Below are 22,474 nucleotides of genomic sequence, written 5' to 3' on the forward strand. Positions count from 1 at the left end.
TACCTGCCCAGGTTCATTGGGTATAATCTCAGCCCGTTAGGCACCCCTTATGAGATCGCTGCAAATGTAAAACGCTTTTTTTGATTTACTGCTATCATTGCAATTGATTTAAATCCTGTATTTTTGAAGTGTTTGAAAAAGATATGCAAAACACCAAAAGATCTATAACCTTAAAAGTAGTTACGGGCTACGTTCTTATCGCAATTTTAGTGGTTGTAGCGGTCTGGTTTATTTACAATCGCGTTGTCATGTTTAGCAACATGGCGCAAAGCAACAGTAATAATAATGCCCAATTATTTTTGGTAAGCGAAATCACAAGCGATCTTTATGAAACTGAAAATGTTAGTCGACGTCTAATTCAAACTGGCACTAAAGAAGATATAAAACTCTACCAACAACAATTAGATTCTATTAAATTAAACTTGATTGAATTAGATCAAGAATACGACGAAAACAATCTGCATACCGAGTTAGACAGCATTTATAAACTTCTGGATTTAAAAACAGAAAATCTGGGAGCACTACTAAAATTACGCGAGCAGGAAAGAAACACCAATTACTATAAGCAGGTAATGGAAGAACTTAACCGCGTAAACGAAAATTTTGAAGCCAATCAAGGTTACGAGGATCGTTTTAATGATCTGGAGCCTTATCAAAAAAAGGTATTAGTAAAATGGCTGGAATATGCCAAAGAAGATAACGCTAAGTCGCTTACCAATCAGACAGCAGATTCGTTAGTTAGCGCAGTAAAAAAAGTATTAAACGACTTTCAAAAAGCTAATATTCGATTTAGAAACTCGGTATTTGAAAAAGAAAACGATCTGTTGGATAACGACATGGTTCTTAATCAGCAATTAAGAAAAATTCTTGCCAATATAGAACAAGATGAACGTGAAGCGTCTATAGAACGAACAGAAAAAGCACAGCAAACTTTAGAAGACACTGTAAGCATTATAATGATTTCGGGGAGTGTGTGCGTGATCGTAATTCTATTATTCTTGATGCTAATTATACGAGATGTACGCCGCAGCCAGCAATATCGAATAGAATTAGAAGAAGCGAAAAACTTTGCAGAAACATTATTAAAAAGGAGAGAGCAATTAATGGCAGCCATTACCCACGATCTTCGTTCGCCTTTAAATACGGTAATTGGCTATTCTGATTTGTTGGACAAAACCCAACTTGCCAGTAAGCAACAACATTATTTGAGACAGATCAATAAATCATCTGAATTTATTCTTCATCTGGTAAATGATTTACTGGATTTATCGAAACTGGAAGCCGGCAAAATGCTGGTTGAAAACTTACCATTTAATCCTAGAAATTTAATTACCGACACGGTACAAAACAATATTCCGGCAAAACAAAATAATGATCTTGAAATAAAAATTGAAGTTTCTGAAGAGGCAGATGCGCAATTTTCCAGCGATCCTTTCAGGATCAAACAAATTATTGCCAACCTTGTAACCAATGCCATTAAATTTACTGAAAAAGGTGAAATTCTAGTAACAGGAGCTATTCAGAAAAAAGCTAAAAACTCTTCCTGGTTAATTATAAAAGTAAAGGATACGGGAATTGGGATTTCCAAAGCGAAACAAGAAGTAATATTTGAAGAATTTAGCCAGGAAAATAGCGGAATCGAAAAAAAATATGGCGGCAGCGGTCTTGGCCTTACCATCACAAAAAGCCTTACGTCGCTTCTAAAAGGAAAAATTGAACTGCAGAGTGACCAAGGCAAAGGAAGCGAATTTACAGTAAGCATTCCTGTAAAAGAATTGAAGAAGAAGGATGCCAATAATAAACAAATAGAGCCTACTCCCAAAACACAGGATATTGACTTCGGAAATAAAAAGGTTTTGGTAGTGGACGATGAGCCGGCACAACTAGCACTAACTTTAGAATTTCTAAAAAGTCATCAATTGAAGTTTGATACCGCAGAAAACGGAAAAAAAGCCTTGGCGCTTTTAAACAAAAATCAATACGATCTAATTCTCACCGATATCCAAATGCCTATCATGGACGGATTTCAGTTAATGAACAACATTAAAAAAGATGAGAGACTGAAAAAAATCCCAATTATCGCTTTATCCGGTCGCACCGATATGAAAGATGAAGTATACAAACTCACCGGTTTTACCGCAAAACTGACTAAACCTTTTAAAGCAAAAGATCTTTTAATGAAGATCAGCGAGATATTTGATCTCAGCCTGACCGACAGACATGTTTCAGCTGAAAGCAAATACGATTCAAGTTCTAACGAAACTGAATTGTATAATTTAGAGGATATCTATATGTTTTCAGGAGAAGATAAAGAAGCGATGTTAGTTATCATCAAAGCGTTTATAGAAAGTTCAGAAGAAAGTATTGAAAAACTGAAGCATCATAATAAAGAACAAAATCTGGAAGCTATCGGGCAAATTGCACATAAAATGCTACCCATGATCAGGCAAATGAAAGTTCTTCACTTAATTACAATTCTAGAAAAGCTAGAGCGTAAACAAGAAACTACAGTTGCTGAAGTAAATCAGCTAATTAATCAGTTAGAGATATTAGTCCAATCTTTAGAAACCGAGATTACAGCTTAATATCATACTGTTTTAATTTGTTGTAAAGCGTTTTTCGATCTATCGATAACATTCTTGCCGCTTTACTTTTGTTTCCTGCGGTTTTCTCTAAAGCTTCAAGAATCATTTTTTCTTCATTCTTATTTTTGAAAAGTCCGTAGTCTTCCTCATCCTTTTCAGCTGTAGCAATTTCATGCGGTAAGACCTTCATAGGAATCAATTTATCCTGAGTTAACAGCACCGCACGCTTAACCATATTTTTTAGCTCTCTTAAATTCCCCGGCCAAGAATAATTCTTAAAAGCATCCACAGCATCATCGGTAAAACCTAAAACTTCTTTTTCCAAATCAGTATTTGCTTCTTCTAAAAAGTGATCGGCAAAAAGCATCAAATCTTCTTTACGATCTTTTAATGAAGGAACTTTCACCGAGAATTCGTTTAAGCGATGATATAAATCTTCTCTAAATTCACCATCTTTCACTGCTTGTGCAAGATCTTCGTTTGTTGCCGTGACTACGCGAATATCTACTTCAATCTCTTTATTGCTACCAACCGGTTTAATACGTCGCTCTTGCAAAGCTCGCAATAATTGTACCTGTAACTCGTAACTTAAATTCCCTATTTCATCCAAAAACAAAGTCCCACCATTGGCCGCCTTAAAATGTCCAATCTTATCGTTAATGGCACCCGTAAAAGAACCTTTAATATGTCCAAAAAATTCACTTGAAGCAATTTCTTTAGGAATAGCGCCACAATCTACTGCGATAAATGGAGCGTCTTTACGTTTGCTTTGGTAATGTATACTTTTAGCAACATTCTCTTTCCCTGTTCCGCTTTCCCCGGTTATCAATACAGACATGTTGGTGGGAGCTACCAACTCGATATAATCATTCAACTTTCTAGAGGCATCACTTACACCTTTTATGTACTGTATATTTGATTGCGGAATTGTTTTCTTTACTTCTGTATTTTGCTTCTCTGGCTTTTTCTCCTCAACAACCTTTGTTTGTAGCGCGTTCTCTATAGTCTGCAAAATCGACTCTGGTCTAAAAGGTTTACTTACATAATCAAAAGCCCCATCTTTCATTGCTTTAACCGCCATACTAATTTCTGCATAACTAGTCATAACAATAACCTGTGTTGCTGGATTTTTGGCTTTTACTTCTTTAAGAATAGTTAATCCATCCTTGTCTGGAAGCCTAACATCGGTAAGTACAAGGTTAAAATTTGATTTAGATATAATTTTCAATGCATCTTCACCTGAAAAACACAATTCTGTCTCATAATCTCTTTTAGATAAAAATGTTTTGAGCATTGTACCGAAAGGAACGTCATCTTCTACTATGAGAATTTTGGGCATAATCAAATTTTAAATCGAGATGACAAATTTAGTAAACATAAGTTCAACTTTTTAAAAAGAATGCATAAAAAAAGAGGTCCGCAATGTGACCTCTTTGAATCTAAATTCGAATATAGCCTATAGATTAATTCCCATTTTTTGGCACAATCGGCTAGCAAAATCGCCAAATTTTAAATGTATTTTTTTTGAATTGCCCTAATGTTAGTTAGTAGTTCCCGGGCTATCATTATTTAATACGTGCTAACCGATTGTTGCTCAATGCCGCAAAGTTGGTCTCTTTGAAATTCGGCTTTTGTTTTCTTAATAACTAGTCTATAACTTCATCTTCTTTTAACCATTCTCCGTTAGTGTTTGCATAAATCATTTTGCTTTCACCATCTACATCAACTTTTAATTTGTAAATTTTCTGATCGTTTTGCATTTTAACCCAGGCATCAGAAGCTACAGCGTTAAATTCTGTCATTGTAGCATCTTTAATTGGTTGTGGTAACGCTAGCACATCAATAGATTTAAATTCTGAAATATCTGAAGCAGATTTTACTTCTTCTACTTCTGTAGTTTCTGGTTCCATTGGTTCTTCTTCCTGTGCTTGTATAGACTGTGTAGCAAAAAATAATCCCAAAATTGCAACTGAGGATAATATTGACTTTTTCATAATTTGAGTTTTTTTGATAATTTCTTCCGATCTATTTTTTAGATCTTATAAGTAAAGTAGTAAAGATTATGCCTAATCTCAAAATAAACACAAACCAATGACTAACAGTGCTTTACCCTAAACTTAAAATCCTATAAAACGAGAGATTCTGTAGAAATTACGAGATATTATGATTCAATTATGTAGAAAATCTGCACACAATGATATACTCAGCGACAAATAAATTATGGAAATGAGATTTGGTAATAAAAAAAGAGGCCACCACAGCCTCTTTTTAATCCGAAAATCTAAATTATACAACAGTATGAGCTGTTGCGTCAGTTATTTAAAATCCTTCAATAACCCTAACATTTTATTATATAGAAAAATTATGCCATAACGCCTTACATCTAAAATAACATATATAACACTATGTTACAGGTACTAATAAATAAAAGCGAAATTAAATAAGTTTTATAATTGTGGAATTCTACAGTTCATAAATCCACAGTTGTAGAAATATTACACAATTCTATTTCAATGGATTTTTTCTATTTTGTTTCTTTTCTGACTGAATTTTCTTTTTTCTTAGCCTTTTCAGTTTAGCCATTTTACTTGGTTTTGTTTTCTTTCGCGCTTTGGGTGCTTTTGTTCCAGATGTAATCATCGATAAGAATTGACTTATTACGGCGTCCTTATTTTTATGTTGACTTCTGGAATTTCCGTTTTGCAGAATAAAAACCTTTTCTTTTGTGATTCTGGTTGCAAAGTTTGCGATTAATCGCTCTTTCTGAATCTCTGAAAGTGATTGAGATTTCTCTATATCAAAATATAACTCGACTTTAGAAGCTGTTTTATTAACGTGCTGCCCACCGGGACCGCTACTTTTTACAGCTCTAAAGTCGAGTTCTTTTATTAATTCTTCTTCGTTAATCATTCAGCCGTCTGGTGACTTTCTTTTAAAAGGTCTGCTACTGTCTTTACTGGATTAAATGTCGTTACAGGAACTTCTACAAAAACAGTATTCCATTTCGCCATTGCACCATTCCATAATCCTGGACGTTCTAAGGCTTTTAAAGGTTTACCATCTTTAGTTTTGTTAGCAATAAAACTCATGTTAGGATCTACATATTTCTCAAGATCATAAGTACTGCCATCTGGTTGCTTTACACTACAAACAATATCCACAGGGTTAAAATGTGTAGATTCTTTAACGATTTTCACCTGTTCTGGATTATTATCATCAATTTGCGCCCCTTCAATAATCTGAAGCGAAATCTCACCTTCTTCATCTTTCACCAAAAATGGACCACCACCAGGTTCTCCTTCATTTTTCACCATACCGCATATACGTAACGGCCTATCTAGCTTCCCTAATAATTCTGAAGCCGACTCAGATCCTTTTAGGGATTTAACAAATAATTGCTTACGCAAAAATTCTGAAGCTTCTTTTGAATCTTCTTCGGAAGGATTTCCCTGAAGTTTATTTATTAAACCGAAAGTTTTGTCTTTTAATTCTAACAACTTACCTGCAAGCATTTTTTTGTAATCAACTACATCGCCAAGGTTAGACCATGTCACTACATTATCGATATTTTTTACAAAAATTAGATCTGCATTCTGCTGATTCAAATTATCGATTAACGCACCATGACCTCCTGGCCGGAAAAACATTTTACCCTCCTCTGTTCTAAATGGCGCATTTTCGTCATCAACAGCGATCGTATCTGTTTTTGGATCTTGGTAAGAGTAAGAAATTTCAAACTTTAAACCTGTTTTCTCTTCTACTCTCGTTTTAATCTTATTAAACTCTGCTTCAAATTTTTCTTTATCACCTTGCCCAACTGTAAAATGTGATTTTACTACACCTTTACTGTCGGCATATTTTGCTGCTTCATATAAATGTTCTTCAAAAGCAGTTACAACAATATTATCATACTTATGAAATGGAACCAAGCCTTTTGGAAGATCACTTAGTCCAAGACCTTTTTCGTATAAAACATTTTCAGCTATCACTTTCTTTTGCTCGTCGTTGCTAAGCTCGTCAAAACTGCTGTTATCTTTTTTAGCTGCTGTAATTGCCTCATTATAAAAAGGCAGTTTTTCTATATGGTTAAAAAATAACTGTAAGCTAGAATCCCCTTTTTCATCTAAATAATCCCGTAAATCTTTTTCTTTAGGATCAAACTCGTCTACAAAATTATGCAATGCTTTAAACATTCTCGTTGCTGCACCAGATGCAGGAACAAATTTTAAAAGATCTAGCTCATCCTTTTTGTGTTCAAAGTCCTTTATATATTCAGTCCGCTGCTCGTCTGAGATTTCAGAAATTCCATTTCCTATTGTTGCCGCTTCTTGAATATCAACTTTAATATTTCCACGCTTAAAAATTTCAATTTGTCTATTTACTTCTTCAGTATTTAATCCTTTTTCCTGAGTTTGCAGGATATCTGATTCGTTAAATTTCACGGTTTTGTTAGTTTTAGTTAGTTGATTAATTGCTGATATTATATTTTGTAGCCATTGTTTTTGACCACATTTTAATTTCTTAGCTAGTTTATTTGATTATTTTAAGGAACTCTGAAATTTGAAGAACTTTGCTCCTCCTTCCTCAATATTTTTATGCCCATTATATAAATCTAAGGCTTGTCAATATACGTTAAAAAATAGAATTTTAGGGCGCCAATTAACGCATATTTAATAATTTCAAGATTAAATAAAGATCATTAAACAGCTTCTTAACAGCACTTTAATCAAATAACTCCGCAAAACAACTCCACTGAAAGACAGCGGGCTTTAACATAGAATTTAAAAAATTTAGCACAATTAATTTCATTAATATCTATTAGGAATCAACGTGACTTCCAATATTTCTCTTCCAAACAAGATATCCCTGAACTGCCATAACTGTAAAAATAATATATTGCAAGGCTAACACACCTAAACCTCTGTAGGCATAAAGCGGAACCGTAATTAAATCTGCAAAAATCCAAAGAGTCCAGTTTTCTAACTTTTTTATTGCCATATACCACATGGCGGTAAAAAATATTCCTGAAGTAAAAATGTCGATATAATTTGCGGTTTCGATCTCTCGGCCAAAGGCTTTATAAACGCCAAATGTTACCAGCATGGTAAGCACAAATAATCCGAAGCCAATTATTTTTTCTTTTTTATTTGTTCTAGAAATTGGCAGTACAGGCGTTCCATCTTTTTTTCTAGCCCAATTGATCCAACCGTAAATACTCATCACCGAATAATAGAAATTCATCATCATATCCCCATAATATTCGGCTTTAAACAGAAGATAAACAGTGATGATGGTTGCAACAAGCCCTGTAGGATACACCAAAATATTTTCCTTTTTAGAAAAATAAACACTTGCAATCCCAAAAATGAAGACAGTTGCTTCTAGAACGATATCAAACGTAGTTGCTCCTTCATAATAATCCAGAAAAAAATTCGAGATCTGCTCCATAATGCTAATAACTAATTTTAATAGAATCCAATGACACTGCAAAAAGAGCGCTTAAAAACAATACCTGAAATTCTACAATTTTATACCCTAATTTTAAAAACCCTGAAAGTACTTCCTTTTTCACATGGGAATGACCTAATAAAAATTCTTTAATAAAAACCGACTGATAATTTTCTGCTGAAATATTCATTTATTCTATCTAAAATTCATTCTCAAAAATAATCATTATAAAGCGCGAAGAAGCCCTATTTTAATGAGAATTGCTTATTTATTTTAGGTTATTTGAAGATCGATTTTCGGTAATTTCACTCATGTTTTCGTTTGCCCATTGCACCAGACTTTTCAGCTTCGGTAAAAGGCTAAAACCAAGTTCTGTAAGCGAATATTCAACTTTTGGCGGCACCTGTGGAAATACTTTCCTAGCCACCAATCCATCTGCTTCCAGCTTCTTTAAAGTTACTGCCAGCATTTTTTGAGAAACGGTACCAATCATTTTCTGTAATTCGTTAAATCGAAGCTTGTCATAATCCCCTAAGATCAAAATAACCAGTGTAGACCATTTATCTCCAAACCGGTCTAATATATTACGAACCGGACAATTTTCAGCTTCCGAATAATTTATTTCTATTTTCACTCCCATAACAGTTTGATTTTCAACAACAGTTACTTCTTAGTAACTTAACTACCAATTTGAAACTTCTTGATATTTCACTTCTCTTTAATTATCTTTACTTACCAAAAGTAACTAAATATCTATTGGTAATTAAAAAATATTGAAATGAAAAAGACATTGATTACCGGTGCAACCGGAAGTTTAGGACAACTTGTAATTAAAAATTTAATCGAAAATACCGATCCTAGTAATCTTGCGGTATTGGTTAGAGATACTGAAAAAGATATTGTAAAAGAATATAAAGCTCAAGGTTTTGGCATTAGAGTAGCCGACTATGAAAACCCGGCAAAATTAGAAGAAGCTTTAAAAGATTTCGAGCAGGTTTACTTAGTTTCAGGTAGTGATTTAGAAGCGCGCCTAGAGCAACATAAAAACGTGATTGCTGCAGCAAAAGTTAATAATGTACAGCATATTTTCTACACGAGCACAGTTAGAAAAACGGAATCTTCTGATGCGCCACTCGATCCTGTTGTAAGCAGCCATTTGCAAACCGAAAAACTATTGATCGATTCTGGTTTAAAATATACCATTTTACGTCATAATTTATATAGCGATGTGGTGCCTATGTTTATTGGCGATAAAGAACAACTTCTAAAAACGAAATTTATTTATCTTCCTACTGAAGACGGAAAAGTTGCCTATGTGCCCAGAGAAGATTTTGCTGAAGCTGAAGCTAAAATGCTAATTTCACCAAAAGATCACGTTAATAAAATTTATGAATTCAATGGAAATGAGAAAGTTTCTTACGAAGAAATTAGCGAGATGCTAACTGAAATTCTTGGTGAAAAAATCGCTTATGTTTCTCCTTCAGTTGAAGAATTCGAATCTCAAATGAAAGAAGCTGGCTTACCAAATGAAATTGTGGGTATGCTTAGCATGTTTAGCCAAGGTGTAGCCAATGGTGAATTTGATTTTGACACTACAGATCTTGAACACATTCTTGGTCGAAAAACAAAAACAATGAAAGAATTTTTAACTGAAGTTTACGCTTAGTTTGTGGTGAGTATTTAGTAGTGAGATATTAGATCTGAGACAATTTGCTAATGAGTTAATTTGTTGATGTGTTGAAAGAAAAGTTGAAAGCTTATCAACAATATATCATTTAATTTCTCACTACTCTGTACTCACTACTTAATACTAACTAATAAATTCTCCATTTTCAAAAGCGGTTCCTATAACCACTAAATCAGCTCCGGCTTTATAAGCCTTTTCTAATTGTTTTGCATTTCGAATGCCGCCGCCTACGATTAGAGGGATACTTAAATCTTTCTTTACCTCAGCAATAACTTCGTCAAAAACCGGAATTTTAGCTCCACTACCCGCTTCAAGATAAATTAGTTGTTTCCCCATCATTTGGCCGGCAAGCGCAGTATTTTTAATTAGTTCTATTTCATTTTGATCTATAGGCTGGGTTTTGCTTACTCTTGCTACAGCGCTTTGATTACCACCATTCAGCAATAAATATCCCGTTGGAATAATTTCCAAACCAGAATTCAACAATTTTGGCACTGCTTTTATATGCTGCTCAATTAAATATTCAGGATTACGGCCGGAAAGTAAACTGAGCAATAAAATTCCGTCTGCTTTTTCAGTAATTTGACCTTTATCTCCGGGAAATAAAATTACCGGTAATTTGGTTTTACTTTTTATAAAATCTACGCAAATCTCACTTTCTTCAGTTGTTACAGTACTTCCACCAACAAAAACATGAGTAACTGCTTCAGGGAGATTTTCGATAAAATCTTCATATTTTTCCGCAGAAAACTTTTCAGGATCTATTAAAACTGCAAGTAATTTTTTTTGGGTTTTGGATGCTTTAAATATCGCATCTAAAAGTGTAGGCATCAATTTTAATTTAACAGAAAGGTATAAACGCAGGTAAATCCTTCAAATTCTAGAAACTCCAGTTCATACTCGGTTTTTTCGCCTTCAAAAGTAACAGTTCCGCTAGTATTGGCATCTTCAAAATCAAAATCTTTAATATAAATATGCTGTAAAAAACCTAATCCCGGCTGTGCATGCACTTTATAAATCGATTCCTTACTTCCCCAAACAATGGTTAATTTTCGAATTATTGCTTCTTCGTTTGCCAGCGTATGATATTCTTTTAGCGGAGTAAATTTATTAGCGATTTTCAATATTTTATCGCGCTGTTTTTCAATATCGATTCCTACCGGCTGGTCGCTCACAATAATCGCGGTAAAATTAAAGGAATGGGTTATCGATATGAATTTTTCATCATTTAAATATGGCTTTCCTAACTCATCATACCACAAATCTTGATCTACATAACCGGCTTCCGCCATTAAATGCCTAATGCTCATAAAACCTCTGCGATGGATTTCAGATTTCATCCCTGCAACTCTACTATTGCAGTGATCAGTTAATTTTATGCCGTCGCTAAGCCACTCAAAAGATTCTTCTACCTTCCAAATGAAGACTTTAGTTCCTTTTCGCGGTGTTATTGTTTTGAAAAGAGGCATGCCGGTTTATTAAATATTAGTTACTTTTGCGCTGTAATATTAGAGAATAATCAAATATAATAATATGTCTACGAACACAGTGCCTTATACGGCGTATAAAGTAAAAGATATTTCCCTTGCTGCATGGGGACGTAAAGAGATTGAACTGGCAGAAGCAGAAATGCCGGGATTAATGGCGCTTCGTGAAGAATATAAAGAAGAACAACCGCTTAAAGGTGCTCGTATTGCGGGTTGCTTACATATGACGATACAAACTGCGGTACTTATTGAAACACTTATTGCTCTTGGTGCTGAAGTAACCTGGAGTTCTTGTAATATTTTCTCTACCCAAGATCAAGCTGCAGCTGCTATTGCTGAAGCCGGAATCCCAGTTTACGCATGGAAAGGAATGACGGAAGAGGAATTTGACTGGTGTATCGAGCAAACACTTTTCTTTGGTGAAGATCGTAAGCCGTTAAACATGATCTTAGATGATGGTGGAGATTTAACTAATATGGTTTTGGATAAATATCCAGAGCTTGCGAAAGACGTTAAAGGACTTTCTGAAGAAACGACTACCGGAGTTCACCGCCTTTACGAGCGTATGAAAAACGGAACACTTCCTATGCCGGCAATTAACGTAAACGACTCGGTTACCAAATCTAAATTCGATAATAAATTTGGATGTCGCGAGAGTGCGGTAGATGCGATTCGTCGTGCTACCGATGTGATGCTTGCTGGTAAACGTGTTGTAGTTTGTGGTTATGGTGATGTTGGGAAAGGAACTGCAGCTTCTTTTAAAGGAACTGGCGCAATTATTACCGTTACAGAAGTTGATCCTATCTGTGCATTACAAGCAGCTATGGACGGTTTTGAAGTAAAGCGTTTAGAAACAGTAGTTGAAAAAGCAGATATCGTTATTACCACTACAGGAAATAAAGACATCGTTCGTGGTGAGCACTTTCAGGCAATGAAAGATAAAACCATTGTATGTAATATTGGGCATTTTGATAACGAAATTGATGTTGCCTGGTTAAATGATAATTACGGAGAAACTAAAGATGAAATCAAACCACAAGTAGATAAGTATACTGTAGATGGTAAAGATATTATCTTACTTGCTGAAGGGCGCTTGGTAAACCTTGGTTGTGCTACCGGCCACCCAAGTTTTGTTATGAGTAACTCTTTCACCAACCAAACCTTGGCACAAATCGAACTTTGGAATAATACCGATAAGTACGAAAACAAAGTGTATATGCTACCTAAGCATTTAGATGAAAAAGTAGCTGCACTTCATTTAGAAAAAATTGGTGTTGAATTAACGAAGCTTAGTGAAGACCAAGCCAAATATATTGGTGTTGAAGTTGAAGGACCATTTAAACCGGAATACTATAGATACTAGACTAGAGACTAGAGACTAGAGACTAGAGACTAGAGACTAGAGACTAGAGACTAGAATTATAAAAAATCCCGTTCAGAAATGAATGGGATTTTTCTTTTTCAGAATAATTTTTATTCTACTTTTTTATAGTAATAGTAAAGAGCGTCACAACTCAGAGCATTACTATTTATTAATTGATTATCAGAAAAGTGTAGGAATTCTGTCTTAGATTGGTTGCTACAACTTGCTATTAGAGCAGATTCTTGAGAATATTCCAGAATTAAAAAATCACGCTCGTCTATAAAAAAAGTTCCTTCTGCTGTGATTAATTCATCTTCAATTTCAGCTCTTTTCTGAAACGTAGAATCTTCATTAAAATTATAATACTCTGTACCATCTTCAATGTCAACAATTTCGGCATTTGGGATCATCGAAGCTCGCACTCCAACCAACTTCCATTCCTGCGGAAAATTACTTGCAGAGAAATCCTGTACTGTGAATTCCTCCCGCTCAGGTTCATCTGAATAGCAAGAAATTAAGCTTATTGAAAATAAACAGAAAAGAAACTTAAAAAATGATTTCATACATAAGGAGTTTATAAAATAGATACTACAACATTTAAAAGGTTGCGTTCATTTAATTTCTCGCATATAGCCTGTTGTAATAAAGTTAATAAAAAAGTATCGGTTATTTTTCAAATTCTCAAATCACGTTAAAACCCTCTGAAAAATATTAATCCTTTGTTAATCCCCGAAATTTAAAAACCGACACCAAATCTTAATTCGTAAATATTGCAAATCAAAACAACTTAATTTATGAAGAATTTAAAACACATTTTTTTAGCAAGTTTAACCACAATTACCTTAGCCTCTTGTAGTGATGATGACGATGGAATGATCGAAACCGATGACGGAATGGAAGTAGAAGCTCCGATGCTTTTCGCTACAACGCATACTGGAAATATTGCCGGTTACAATTTAGACACCGGAGACTCCTACACCTTAAACACAGATTCTAATGATGCTGAAGGAATTATCTATGATGATGATACAGATGCACTAATCATTGCTTCAAGAGACCCCCTTGGCATTCAGCACTATGGAGATGTGAGCATGTGGGACGATATGTCTACAGAAGCTTCGGCAGATTTTATGAGTTCAGGTAATGTTGCTAGTCCACGCGATATTGCTGTATCAGACGATATGGTTGTGATCGCCGATAATGCCGATACCAACGGTGACGATGACGATACTCCAAACGGACGTTTCTTTATTTATACAAGAACTGCAGACGGGATGACGCTAAGAAATACCGTGATGGTAGATTTTGATGTATGGGGAATCGAATTTGTAGACAATACTCTTTATGCCGTTGTAGATAAAACAAATATGCTGGCGAGTTTCGATAATTTCCTATCTAATTCTGCAGACGGAATGGTAGAAGCAACTAAAATGATCGCAATACAGGGAATTGAAAGAACACATGGCTTAGATTATGATGATGGAACAATGATCATGTCTGATATTGGTGAGGCAAGTTCAGATTCTGATGGAGCATTACACGTAATCACCGATTTCGACAATAAGTTCAATGCTACAGAAGATGGAGCAATGTTAGCTGTTGGAGAACAGGTAAGAATTGCCGGAGCAAGTACCATGCTGGGTAACCCTGTAAACGTTTCTTATGATGAAGATTCTGGAATGATTTACGTAGCTGAATTAGCTAACGGAGACGGAAGAGTTCTTGCTTTTTCAGATGAAGATTCTGGAGACGCAACTCCTGCCATCAATAATATGCTAAGCAAAGTTTCTGCGGTATATTTTGAAGACTAATTTTATATAATTTCAGCATAAAAAAATCCTCGCAATGCGAGGATTTTTTTGTTTTTATTGGCATCGCCAAAGGGCATAATACCCCGAGGCTTGCCTCGAGGTACTTTATTTAATTCCAACCGAATCATACACCTGCACTCGCTTCCATAAATGCTCCGATTCCTCGATGAATTTTAAATGCGCCTTCTCCTTTTGATATTTATCCTGAATCTCTTTTGAAGGAAAACTAAGTATCAAAGAATAGGTAAACGACCCGTCGACCACTTCTCTTGGTGTTCCCGCCGGCTCTCCGATAAATTTGGTTTTTGCATACAGACTGTTTTCCATGAATTTGTTCAGAGATTTTAGAAAATCAGCTCGATCTTGTTCACTATCTGGATTGTTAAGCCAAAAATAGACCACATGGGTAAAGTTTTTATCGAATTCTGATGTTGTATCCTGCGCTTTCATATTGCTGAAAGTTAAGCAGAAAAAAAGTCCAATGCCTATTTTCGAAATTGCCTTCATTTTTATGGAATTTCATTTTACTTTAAAAATACACTAATTTTAGGTTTAGAAATTAGAATATTTCTAAAAACAAAAAATGCCGGTAAACTTAAAGCTTACCGACACTTTTCTTCAAAATCAAACAATTATTCTTCAGTTTTCTTCGGCTCTTTTAATCGACTTAAATCGTGATAAAAGAAATTACTTTCATCATTATCATTCATAGAAACGAATAACCCATTGGGAAACTTTTCGCCTAAAGACGCTGTAGTCACTTCACAACCATCAGTTTCTGTAGTTCCTAAATTCAGTGCATACTCAAAACTATTATCTTCTCTACTGAAGAAATTAAAAGTTCCTTCCTGCTGGTTAGAAACTATAATCTGTCCTTTTCCGTTTGGATACATAGAAATAGCAATACCTTCGATATCATCTTTAAAATACTCCCCTCCAAAAAAACCAATCTCTTCGTTCCCCATATCTGGCTCGGCATAATACTTTCTAATGCCATCACCTTCATCAGAGCAGTACACAAAACCAAGCTCATCATCTACAGCGATAGCTTCGATCTCTTTTTTCCCACTGAACTTGGCAAATTCACGTACCAATTTTGGTGCTAAATGATCCCCAGCAGGTTCAAGTTCTATTTGATGTAGATAACCTTCTCTAGGACCATTTTTACGACCAACGATAGCATAGGTTTTACCAGATTTTGGCGATTTATAGATCGAAATTCCCATCGGTAAACTCATTTCATTCTCACGAGTATCCTGAAATACTTTAAATCCGCCATTATCCAAAGGCTTCATATCTGGCACCGAAAAAATTCTAATTTGTTCGCGTTCTCTTTCTGTAAAGATCATGATATCTGTTACAGTACTATCAGAAAGTTTTACATCATACTCTACATCTACATTGTTTGGACGTTTAAAGTTTCTCATGGTTTTAGATTCGATAATCTTCCCATCAAGATCAAAAGCGTAAATCGCACCATCGGTATCTTTATCGGTTCCAAAAACAATACTTTTTTCAGGGTTTTCTTTGTTTACCCAAATTGCCGGATCGTCGGTATCGTGCAATGTTTTTTCAGTAACCACATCGGGTGCGATTTCTGGCAATTGCGTACCACATGAAGCTAAGATTAGGCAAATTAGGATTGATTTTATTTTTGTCATTTTAATATTTTTGAATTTTAAGTACCATCTACAGGCTGGTAAGCCAAGACTTAAAATTTTATGTTTTTAAATTATTTTTTCTACTGAATTGCTTGCCCTCTAGTATAGATCGTATTTAAGACCAAAAGTTAAACGCTGGCTGTAATATTCCATTTGCATGGTACGATTCGCAACTCCCTGGTAATAACGTAATGGCTGATTGGTAATATTGTTAAGATCTGCAAAGATTCTAAGATTTTTATTGATCGAATACGACATATTAAAATCTACAAATAATTGCTCGTCGTAGTAACGATCTTCAAAAGCATTACCACCTAATTCATCTAAATAAGCATCAGAGAAATTTGCAGAAAGTCTAGCGCTAAAACGTTTATCTGAATATGAAAGTGAACCGTTGAACATGTTTGGAGAAGAACCTGGTAAAGACAATTCATCTTCTCTAAGATCACCATCTTCATTTCTAATTCCGTTTGCTTCAGAATGTAAATAAGTATAGTTAAGATAAATTCCGAAGTTTTTAGCAAATCCTGGCAAGAAGTTTAATTGTCTCTGGAAAGAAACCTCAGCTCCGTAGATCTTTGCCTGGTCACCATTTAATGGCTGAAATAAATCGTAACCGGTAGCTTCATCTTCACTTATGTAAGTATACACAAAATCCTCTATATCTTTATAAAACAAGCCTCCTGAAAGGATCCCAACAGACTTAAAATAATACTCTGCCATAAAATCGAAGTTCATTGAAGTTGAAGGATTAAGATCTGTATTTCCAACAGAAATTTCTTCATCTTCGTTATTTACAGCGCGGTAAGGTACAAGATCGATATAATTAGGGCGCGCCAAAGTATTGGTCCAAGCAAAACGAAGTACGGTACTATTGTTCACATTATATTTTAAATGCACCCCAGGTAAAATATTGGTATAATCACTTTCATCTCTAACTGGCGCAGCTTCTTCGAAATCTCCGTCTTCATTAAAAATCAATTCGTTTCCTAAACTACTAATCTTAGTCGCTTCTAGACGAACACCGGCTAAGATCGAGAAATTCTGAGATAGATTTTGATTTGCCATGATGTAACCGGCATATACATTCTCTTCAGCTTCAAAATTCTCCTGAAGATATTCATCTGGCAGATCTTCACTTTCAAATTGATCTGAATTTAGATCTAAAGAACCTAGATATTCTGGCGATGTAAAGAATCCCGGGCGGTATTGTTCTCCAGCCAGAAAATCGTTTCCATCTTTTCTGATAACATCGGTCTGAGCCATATTTTCGAAACCATTTTCGGGTTCGTATTCAAAGAAATTGTTATCTCTATTCTTATTCTTAAAGCGGCCTCTTACTCCAAATTTTACGATTCCAGAACCCTGATTAAAAAAGTCTGCCGGTAATTCGAAATTCGCAAAAACGTTGACATCTTCTTCTTCAGTGAATTGATATTCTTCAGTGATTTCCTTCAGCTCAAAATCTGAGGGTGAAGATGTATTTACCGGAGTTTGTAATGGTTCTTCAGGATCAATTCCATTTTCAACAAAATACTCGGTTTCCCAGCTTATATAACGCTCGTTAGGACGTTCTTCTGAAGCTTTTGCGTAAGAGCCCATCCAATCGAATTTTAGACTTCCGAAGAGGTGATTACCGCCTAAGGTATAATTTTGCATGCGCTGATCTTCTAATCTGCGATTTTGAATTCTTCCCCCAGGAATACCTCCTTTGGTTTCTCTTTCTGCTTCCGCAGGAAATCGAACTAAGTTCCCATTAGTAACCGTAAAATCACCTTCGCCAATATCTTCAGCATCTAAAATTTCTGAAGCATAAGCAAAACGATTTTCACGATCGTCACGCCAGTTGTACATCGATTTGAAGTAAAGACTGTTATTATCGTTGAAATCGTAGTTTAAGTTTGCAGAGAAACTTCTTCTAACCCGCTGCACTAAATACTTTCTAATTTCGAAAGCACTGGCATAAGGGTTTACATCGACCTCTTCCAGGATATCATCGCCATTCTCATCTGGAAGCCCCGTATTGTATTCAAACTCATCAGACCATTCGGCTTCAACATTATCAGATCCAAAATCGTTATCATTTATCGAAGCGGAAATCATATATCCAAACTTCCCGTCTTTAGTGCGATCTCCCAATAAAAAAGATCCACTAAGAATTCGTTTATCGGTAATAAAATTGATCCCAGATCCTAGCGTTGCAGCCAGTCTAAAATTTTCTGGTGCAGATCTAGTCACTAAATTTACAGAACCACCAAGTGCATCCCCATCCATATCTGGTGTTACTGCCTTACTCACTTCTATCGTTTGGATCATATCAGATGGAATAAGATCCATCTGTACATTACGGTTATCACCTTCAGCCGAAGGAATACGGCTACCATTTAAAGTTACCGAGTTAAGCTGCGGTGCTAAACCTCTTACGATAATGTTACGGGCTTCCCCCTGGTCTACCTGCATGGTGATCCCAGGAATTCTTTTTACAGCATCCCCAATATTGGCATCGGGAAATTTACCAATCTGTTCTGTAGATACAATATTGGTAATATTGGTTCTATTTTTTTGTGCGTTTAATGCACGGGCCTGCGCGCTAAGACCGCCACCAATTAACTGTACAGCCTCTAATGTGGTTGTAGAAGAATTTAAAACAAGATCTACATCTATAGTTTGATTAGCCGTTACGGTAACTTCTTTATTTAAGTCTTCGTATCCCATATATTTAATCACCAACGTATAGGTTCCTTCTGGTATTTCTACCATTGTAAAGTTTCCATCAAAGTTGGTTGTGGTTCCTTTGTTAATTTCAGGGATCATCACTTCAGCACCCGGAACATAAATTCCTGTCTCATCTGCAATAGTACCCCTAATTGCTCCCGTTTGCGCCTGCGTAAAACTAAAATTTAGAGCTACAAAAAGCGTTACAAGCAAAAATTTAAAGTAGTTTTTTTGATTCATTTTTTTAAGTTTAAGAATACTCCAAAACTATATATTACAAGACTTTACCTATAAAAAGCTATAGCAACAAAGAGTTAACAAATCATTTTTTAACAGCTACATCAAGGCAACAATTAAGATTTCTTTACATTACAGTAACCTTATGTAAAAAGAGGCAGATTTCCTTTAAAATTGAAGCATAAAATTTACTAATTCCTGCTTCTGCTCTATTGGTAATTTTCTACGTAATCGATAACGCGCTACCCGAACACTATCTGGCGTGACCCTCAAAATCGCTGCAATTTCTTTTGAAGATAAATTAAGCCGAAGTAACATTGCCAATCTTAACTCGGTTGAAGATAATTTTGAAAGTGCACGTTCTGACAACTGCTTTACAAATTGCGGATGGATTTCCTGGAAGAAACTCATAAACTCGTCCCATTCTTGTTCTTCAGCAAGACTTTTATCTAATTCTTTGGCCAGACTTTTAATTTTAGGAACTGGATCTATGGAAGATCGTGAAGCTAAATTTTGTAGAGTTGAAGAAGTTTCAGCAATCATCTTATTCTTCTGTGCCATATTAAGACTGTATTTTGAAAGTGATGCTGTTTTTAATCGAATTTCATCCTGAAGTTTTTTCTCTTCTATAGCCTTTCTGTCTAATTCGACTTTCAGTAGCTTTTGCTCATAAGCCTGAAGTTTTGAAGTTTCCTGTCGTTTTCTATTATAAAAGAAAAATGAAATTCCGCTTAACAAAATCAACAAAACAACGCCAAAAATCAACAAATTCTGATTGGCTTCATTTACTTTATTCTCCTGTTTCAACAAGGCAATTTCAGACTCCTTTTGTTTGGTGTCAAAAATGGTTTGCAGCGTATTAAGCTGCTTAAAATTTTGGGAATAAAATCCTTCTTCCTGGAGCTCTTCATAAATTAGACGATGATCGTAAGCTTTTTTAAATTCTCCCATTAAAGCATACAATCTCGCCAGATCTTTATGCGCACTTTCTACTTGATGACGATCTTCAAACAATTCGGCGAGCTTTAAAGCGCGGTTTGTAAAGGTCATAGCATTTCCATAATCGCCAGTTTTTCGATAAACATCTGCAAGATTATTCAATACATTGATTCGACCTTTATGATTAAGTTCATTAAAAAGTCTATTCGAAATTTTAAAAAATTTAAGGGCTTTTTCAAACTGCTCTAAATCTTCGTAAACGCTCCCTATGTTTTCATTTACCGTAGCAATTCCCAATCGATCTTTAGCTTCGGTATAAAGACTTAAACTTTTATTTTGATGTTCTAAAGCTTTTAAATAATTTCCTTGCTTCTCGTAAGTGGTACCCAAAAGACTTTCAGCAAGAGCTAGTCGCTCTTTTAGTTTTTTTTCTTCGGAAATACGAATACTTTCATTTAGATATTCTCGTGATTTCGCATAGTTTTTCAGGTTGATATAGGAAAGCCCAATCTTATTTTTAATGTCTGCTTCTAATTCTGGGATTTCTTTTTCAATTACTGAAAGTGCCTGATTATACTGCTCGATCGCCTGAGTATTAATTTCTATCGAATGATAATAATCGCCAAGCTGAACGTATTTTTTGGCAATTTCAGCTTCATCTCCCATTTCATAAGCCGAATCAAGCTCGCCTTTCAATTCAAAAAATATTGAATCGGTGGATTGTTTCGTGGAATAATTCTGACTAAAAAGAAGGTTTGAAATTGTAAAGAGGTATAGAAAGAGAGTCGATTTCATAAAACGATATTATAAAACCTGAAATATACCCTTTGAGCTTAATGTAATAGTTAGGTCTTTATTATATAACTGTAAACAAAATCATTTAGAAAAAAAAGTATATTGGATAAATAGACCATTTCTAACAACCATGATAAATAAATTACACCTAAAAAGACTGATTTTGACATGCACGCTATTAGCGCTGTCTGCTTATTTTATATATCAATTTGGATATATAATTGGAGAATTTACGTATTACAATCACATTAATAGCATTCGATTTCTTTAAAACTGAAAATGCTAAATTGTGAATTTTATATTATTCCCCGATTTGTTGAAACATAAAAAAGCCTTTCAGAAAACTGAAAGGCTTTTTTATGTTATAAACTAATTATTTCTTAAGCCTCGAAAGGAACTATAGAAACGAAAGATTTGTCGTCTTTCTTTTTAGTGAATTTTACAATACCATCGATTTTTGCGTGTAAAGTGTGATCTTTACCTGCATATACGTTTTCACCAGGATTGTGTGCAGTACCTCTTTGTCTAACAATGATGTTACCTGCAGCAGCAGCCTGACCTCCAAAAATTTTCACTCCAAGACGTTTCGATTCTGACTCTCTACCGTTCTTGGAACTACCAACTCCTTTTTTATGTGCCATTTTATAAGGTTTTTAGTAATTTAATAATTTAGCTTAAAGCCTCGATTAATTCAGCTTTTTTCATTGAAGAATATCCTTCAATTCCTTTTTCCTTAGCCATTTCTTTAAGTTCAGCAACTGTGTGCTTACTTAAATCATTATCAGCTTTAGTCTCTTCTTTCTTCTCAGCTTTGCTTTCAGAAGCTTTCTTACCGCCTTTAGCAGTAATACTTTCGATTACAATTTCAGTTAAAGACTGGCGGTGACCATTCTTTACTTTGTAACCTTTACGTCTTTTCTTTTTGAAAACAATTACCTTGTCTCCTTTAAGGTGACGATTAATTTTTGCTCCTACTAGAGCACCTTCTATAGCCGGGGCGCCAACAGTTATGCTGTCACCATCTCCAGTTAAAAGAACTTTATCGAAAGAAACGCTGTCTCCTTCTTCTCCTGGTAAACGGTGTACAAACACTTTCTGGTCTTTTGCAACTTTAAATTGCTGCCCTGCTATCTCTACAATTGCGTACATAGTGTTCTGTTAATTAATTAAATATACTTAGCTTCTCTTCAAAGCGGGTGCAAATATAATTCTAAATAATTAATTAGCAAAGACTTCATCAAAATTTGAACAAAATTTGTGCACTACTACAACACCAATTTTAAAGTGTATGTTTTTCTGCTTCTTGTGTATTCCAGCTATTTTTAAATAATTGCATAAATGCAAGGGTAAGGGCAAAGGTGCTCGCCGCTCCCATAGCGTATACCGTAAAAAGGGTTACTCCTAGACCTGTTTTATAATCACTACGCCAAACCGTAAGGTATTGATCTAGAAAATCTGTATTAAGTTCGCTAGCATAAATACCAAAGAATACTGTGAAAATTGTGGTGGCAATAAAGCCGGTTACTAATCCTGTACTAAATCCTTGTGCATATTTAAACCTCCCAGATTCCTGACTTTGCTTTGCCTTAATAGCAAACCATATACCTAATCCCATTATTACACCATTAAAAAAACTAAATAATGGATTGGTATGTAAACCTACCAGAGATAGCGCTAAAAAGTAAACAATAAGACCTACTGCTATCATGATTCCGAATTTTGCAGGAACACCTATTTTTTTCATAA

20 protein-coding genes are annotated in these 22,474 nt (G+C 35.0%); 4 read left to right on the forward strand and 16 right to left on the reverse strand.

Annotated elements, in window-relative coordinates; all coding sequences use genetic code 11:
* The first annotated feature begins 143 nt into the window (after positions 1 to 143).
* On the forward strand, positions 144 to 2,585 hold the full coding sequence (locus tag PBT91_RS15955) for a hybrid sensor histidine kinase/response regulator (protein ID WP_270059451.1): 2,442 nt from the start codon (positions 144 to 146) through the stop codon (positions 2,583 to 2,585).
* Here the strand turns inward: PBT91_RS15955 and PBT91_RS15960 are convergent.
* From PBT91_RS15960 to PBT91_RS15985, 6 genes are all read right to left on the reverse strand, one after another.
* Complete coding sequence (locus PBT91_RS15960; protein WP_270059452.1) at positions 2,575 to 3,924, reverse strand: sigma-54-dependent transcriptional regulator; 1,350 nt, start codon at positions 3,922 to 3,924, stop codon at positions 2,575 to 2,577. The genes PBT91_RS15955 and PBT91_RS15960 overlap by 11 nt on opposite strands.
* A 307-nt stretch (positions 3,925 to 4,231) precedes the next feature.
* Positions 4,232 to 4,579 carry a hypothetical protein gene (locus PBT91_RS15965; RefSeq protein WP_270059453.1) on the reverse strand — a complete coding sequence of 116 codons (348 nt, stop codon included), beginning with the start codon at positions 4,577 to 4,579 and terminating at the stop codon, positions 4,232 to 4,234.
* A 511-nt stretch (positions 4,580 to 5,090) separates the two neighbouring features.
* Positions 5,091 to 5,495 (reverse strand): alternative ribosome rescue aminoacyl-tRNA hydrolase ArfB, encoded by a 405-nt coding sequence (gene arfB, locus PBT91_RS15970; RefSeq protein ID WP_270059454.1) that lies wholly within the window; start codon positions 5,493 to 5,495, stop codon positions 5,091 to 5,093.
* Entirely contained in the window at positions 5,492 to 7,027 is a 1,536-nt protein-coding gene (locus PBT91_RS15975) for a DUF4301 family protein (RefSeq protein WP_270059455.1), read from the reverse strand. The genes arfB and PBT91_RS15975 overlap by 4 nt, the downstream gene beginning before the upstream one ends.
* 376 nt (positions 7,028 to 7,403) lie before the next feature.
* Positions 7,404 to 8,033, reverse strand: a complete 630-nt coding sequence (pnuC, locus tag PBT91_RS15980) for a nicotinamide riboside transporter PnuC (RefSeq protein WP_270059456.1) — start codon at positions 8,031 to 8,033, stop codon at positions 7,404 to 7,406.
* Positions 8,034 to 8,301: 268 nt separating this feature from the next.
* Positions 8,302 to 8,673: a winged helix-turn-helix transcriptional regulator gene (locus tag PBT91_RS15985; protein ID WP_270059457.1), complete on the reverse strand. Its 372-nt coding sequence runs from the start codon at positions 8,671 to 8,673 to the stop codon at positions 8,302 to 8,304.
* Positions 8,674 to 8,811: 138 nt separating this feature from the next.
* Between PBT91_RS15985 and PBT91_RS15990 the strand changes: the two genes are divergently transcribed.
* Positions 8,812 to 9,699: an SDR family oxidoreductase gene (locus tag PBT91_RS15990; protein WP_270059458.1), complete on the forward strand. Its 888-nt coding sequence runs from the start codon at positions 8,812 to 8,814 to the stop codon at positions 9,697 to 9,699.
* Positions 9,700 to 9,843: 144 nt separating this feature from the next.
* On the opposite strand, the gene PBT91_RS15995 is transcribed toward PBT91_RS15990, so the two are convergent.
* Positions 9,844 to 10,551 (reverse strand): geranylgeranylglyceryl/heptaprenylglyceryl phosphate synthase, encoded by a 708-nt coding sequence (locus PBT91_RS15995; protein ID WP_270059459.1) that lies wholly within the window; start codon positions 10,549 to 10,551, stop codon positions 9,844 to 9,846.
* Between the two features lie 5 nt (positions 10,552 to 10,556).
* The gene (locus PBT91_RS16000; RefSeq protein WP_270059460.1) at positions 10,557 to 11,189 is read right to left on the reverse strand and encodes a 4'-phosphopantetheinyl transferase family protein; all 633 of its coding nucleotides are present in this window, start codon (positions 11,187 to 11,189) and stop codon (positions 10,557 to 10,559) included.
* A 64-nt stretch (positions 11,190 to 11,253) separates the two neighbouring features.
* On the opposite strand from PBT91_RS16000, the gene ahcY reads away from it, so the two are divergent.
* Complete coding sequence (ahcY, locus tag PBT91_RS16005) at positions 11,254 to 12,570, forward strand: adenosylhomocysteinase (protein WP_270059461.1); 1,317 nt, start codon at positions 11,254 to 11,256, stop codon at positions 12,568 to 12,570.
* A gap of 110 nt (positions 12,571 to 12,680) precedes the next feature.
* Here the strand turns inward: ahcY and PBT91_RS16010 are convergent, their stop codons facing one another.
* Positions 12,681 to 13,133: a hypothetical protein gene (locus PBT91_RS16010; protein WP_270059462.1), complete on the reverse strand. Its 453-nt coding sequence runs from the start codon at positions 13,131 to 13,133 to the stop codon at positions 12,681 to 12,683.
* 231 nt (positions 13,134 to 13,364) lie between these two features.
* Between PBT91_RS16010 and PBT91_RS16015 the strand changes: the two genes are divergently transcribed.
* Complete coding sequence (locus tag PBT91_RS16015; RefSeq protein ID WP_270059463.1) at positions 13,365 to 14,381, forward strand: hypothetical protein; 1,017 nt, start codon at positions 13,365 to 13,367, stop codon at positions 14,379 to 14,381.
* Positions 14,382 to 14,486: 105 nt separating this feature from the next.
* Here the strand turns inward: PBT91_RS16015 and PBT91_RS16020 are convergent, their stop codons facing one another.
* From PBT91_RS16020 to PBT91_RS16050, 7 genes are all read right to left on the reverse strand, one after another.
* The gene (locus PBT91_RS16020; protein ID WP_270059464.1) at positions 14,487 to 14,831 is read right to left on the reverse strand and encodes a Dabb family protein; all 345 of its coding nucleotides are present in this window, start codon (positions 14,829 to 14,831) and stop codon (positions 14,487 to 14,489) included.
* Between the two features lie 182 nt (positions 14,832 to 15,013).
* On the reverse strand, positions 15,014 to 16,042 hold the full coding sequence (locus PBT91_RS16025) for a phytase (protein ID WP_270059465.1): 1,029 nt from the start codon (positions 16,040 to 16,042) through the stop codon (positions 15,014 to 15,016).
* Positions 16,043 to 16,141: 99 nt separating this feature from the next.
* The gene (locus PBT91_RS16030; RefSeq protein WP_270059466.1) at positions 16,142 to 18,997 is read right to left on the reverse strand and encodes a TonB-dependent receptor; all 2,856 of its coding nucleotides are present in this window, start codon (positions 18,995 to 18,997) and stop codon (positions 16,142 to 16,144) included.
* Positions 18,998 to 19,162: 165 nt separating this feature from the next.
* Positions 19,163 to 20,629, reverse strand: coding sequence for a tetratricopeptide repeat protein (locus PBT91_RS16035; protein WP_270059467.1), 1,467 nt, complete (start codon positions 20,627 to 20,629; stop codon positions 19,163 to 19,165).
* A 479-nt stretch (positions 20,630 to 21,108) separates the two neighbouring features.
* On the reverse strand, positions 21,109 to 21,369 hold the full coding sequence (gene rpmA, locus PBT91_RS16040) for a 50S ribosomal protein L27 (RefSeq protein WP_270059468.1): 261 nt from the start codon (positions 21,367 to 21,369) through the stop codon (positions 21,109 to 21,111).
* Between the two features lie 28 nt (positions 21,370 to 21,397).
* Positions 21,398 to 21,877: a 50S ribosomal protein L21 gene (gene rplU / locus PBT91_RS16045; RefSeq protein ID WP_270059469.1), complete on the reverse strand. Its 480-nt coding sequence runs from the start codon at positions 21,875 to 21,877 to the stop codon at positions 21,398 to 21,400.
* Positions 21,878 to 22,007: 130 nt separating this feature from the next.
* Positions 22,008 to 22,472, reverse strand: a complete 465-nt coding sequence (locus tag PBT91_RS16050; protein WP_270059470.1) for a DUF4199 domain-containing protein — start codon at positions 22,470 to 22,472, stop codon at positions 22,008 to 22,010.
* Between the last annotated feature and the right edge of the window lie 2 nt (positions 22,473 to 22,474).

This window comes from Zunongwangia sp. HGR-M22, from assembly GCF_027594425.1.
Lineage (GTDB): Bacteria > Bacteroidota > Bacteroidia > Flavobacteriales > Flavobacteriaceae > Zunongwangia.

Coding starts and splice junctions, on each gene's coding strand:
- PBT91_RS15955 (WP_270059451.1), top strand. CDS start 144: ATGCAAAACACCAAAAGATCTATAACCTTAAAAGTAGTTACGGGCTAC.
- PBT91_RS15960 (WP_270059452.1), bottom strand. CDS start 3,924: ATGCCCAAAATTCTCATAGTAGAAGATGACGTTCCTTTCGGTACAATG.
- PBT91_RS15965 (WP_270059453.1), bottom strand. CDS start 4,579: ATGAAAAAGTCAATATTATCCTCAGTTGCAATTTTGGGATTATTTTTT.
- arfB (WP_270059454.1), bottom strand. CDS start 5,495: ATGATTAACGAAGAAGAATTAATAAAAGAACTCGACTTTAGAGCTGTA.
- pnuC (WP_270059456.1), bottom strand. CDS start 8,033: ATGGAGCAGATCTCGAATTTTTTTCTGGATTATTATGAAGGAGCAACT.
- PBT91_RS15985 (WP_270059457.1), bottom strand. CDS start 8,673: ATGGGAGTGAAAATAGAAATAAATTATTCGGAAGCTGAAAATTGTCCG.
- PBT91_RS15990 (WP_270059458.1), top strand. CDS start 8,812: ATGAAAAAGACATTGATTACCGGTGCAACCGGAAGTTTAGGACAACTT.
- PBT91_RS15995 (WP_270059459.1), bottom strand. CDS start 10,551: ATGCCTACACTTTTAGATGCGATATTTAAAGCATCCAAAACCCAAAAA.
- PBT91_RS16000 (WP_270059460.1), bottom strand. CDS start 11,189: ATGCCTCTTTTCAAAACAATAACACCGCGAAAAGGAACTAAAGTCTTC.
- ahcY (WP_270059461.1), top strand. CDS start 11,254: ATGTCTACGAACACAGTGCCTTATACGGCGTATAAAGTAAAAGATATT.
- PBT91_RS16010 (WP_270059462.1), bottom strand. CDS start 13,133: ATGAAATCATTTTTTAAGTTTCTTTTCTGTTTATTTTCAATAAGCTTA.
- PBT91_RS16015 (WP_270059463.1), top strand. CDS start 13,365: ATGAAGAATTTAAAACACATTTTTTTAGCAAGTTTAACCACAATTACC.
- PBT91_RS16020 (WP_270059464.1), bottom strand. CDS start 14,831: ATGAAAGCGCAGGATACAACATCAGAATTCGATAAAAACTTTACCCAT.
- PBT91_RS16025 (WP_270059465.1), bottom strand. CDS start 16,042: ATGACAAAAATAAAATCAATCCTAATTTGCCTAATCTTAGCTTCATGT.
- PBT91_RS16030 (WP_270059466.1), bottom strand. CDS start 18,997: ATGAATCAAAAAAACTACTTTAAATTTTTGCTTGTAACGCTTTTTGTA.
- rpmA (WP_270059468.1), bottom strand. CDS start 21,369: ATGGCACATAAAAAAGGAGTTGGTAGTTCCAAGAACGGTAGAGAGTCA.
- rplU (WP_270059469.1), bottom strand. CDS start 21,877: ATGTACGCAATTGTAGAGATAGCAGGGCAGCAATTTAAAGTTGCAAAA.
- PBT91_RS16050 (WP_270059470.1), bottom strand. CDS start 22,472: ATGAAAAAAATAGGTGTTCCTGCAAAATTCGGAATCATGATAGCAGTA.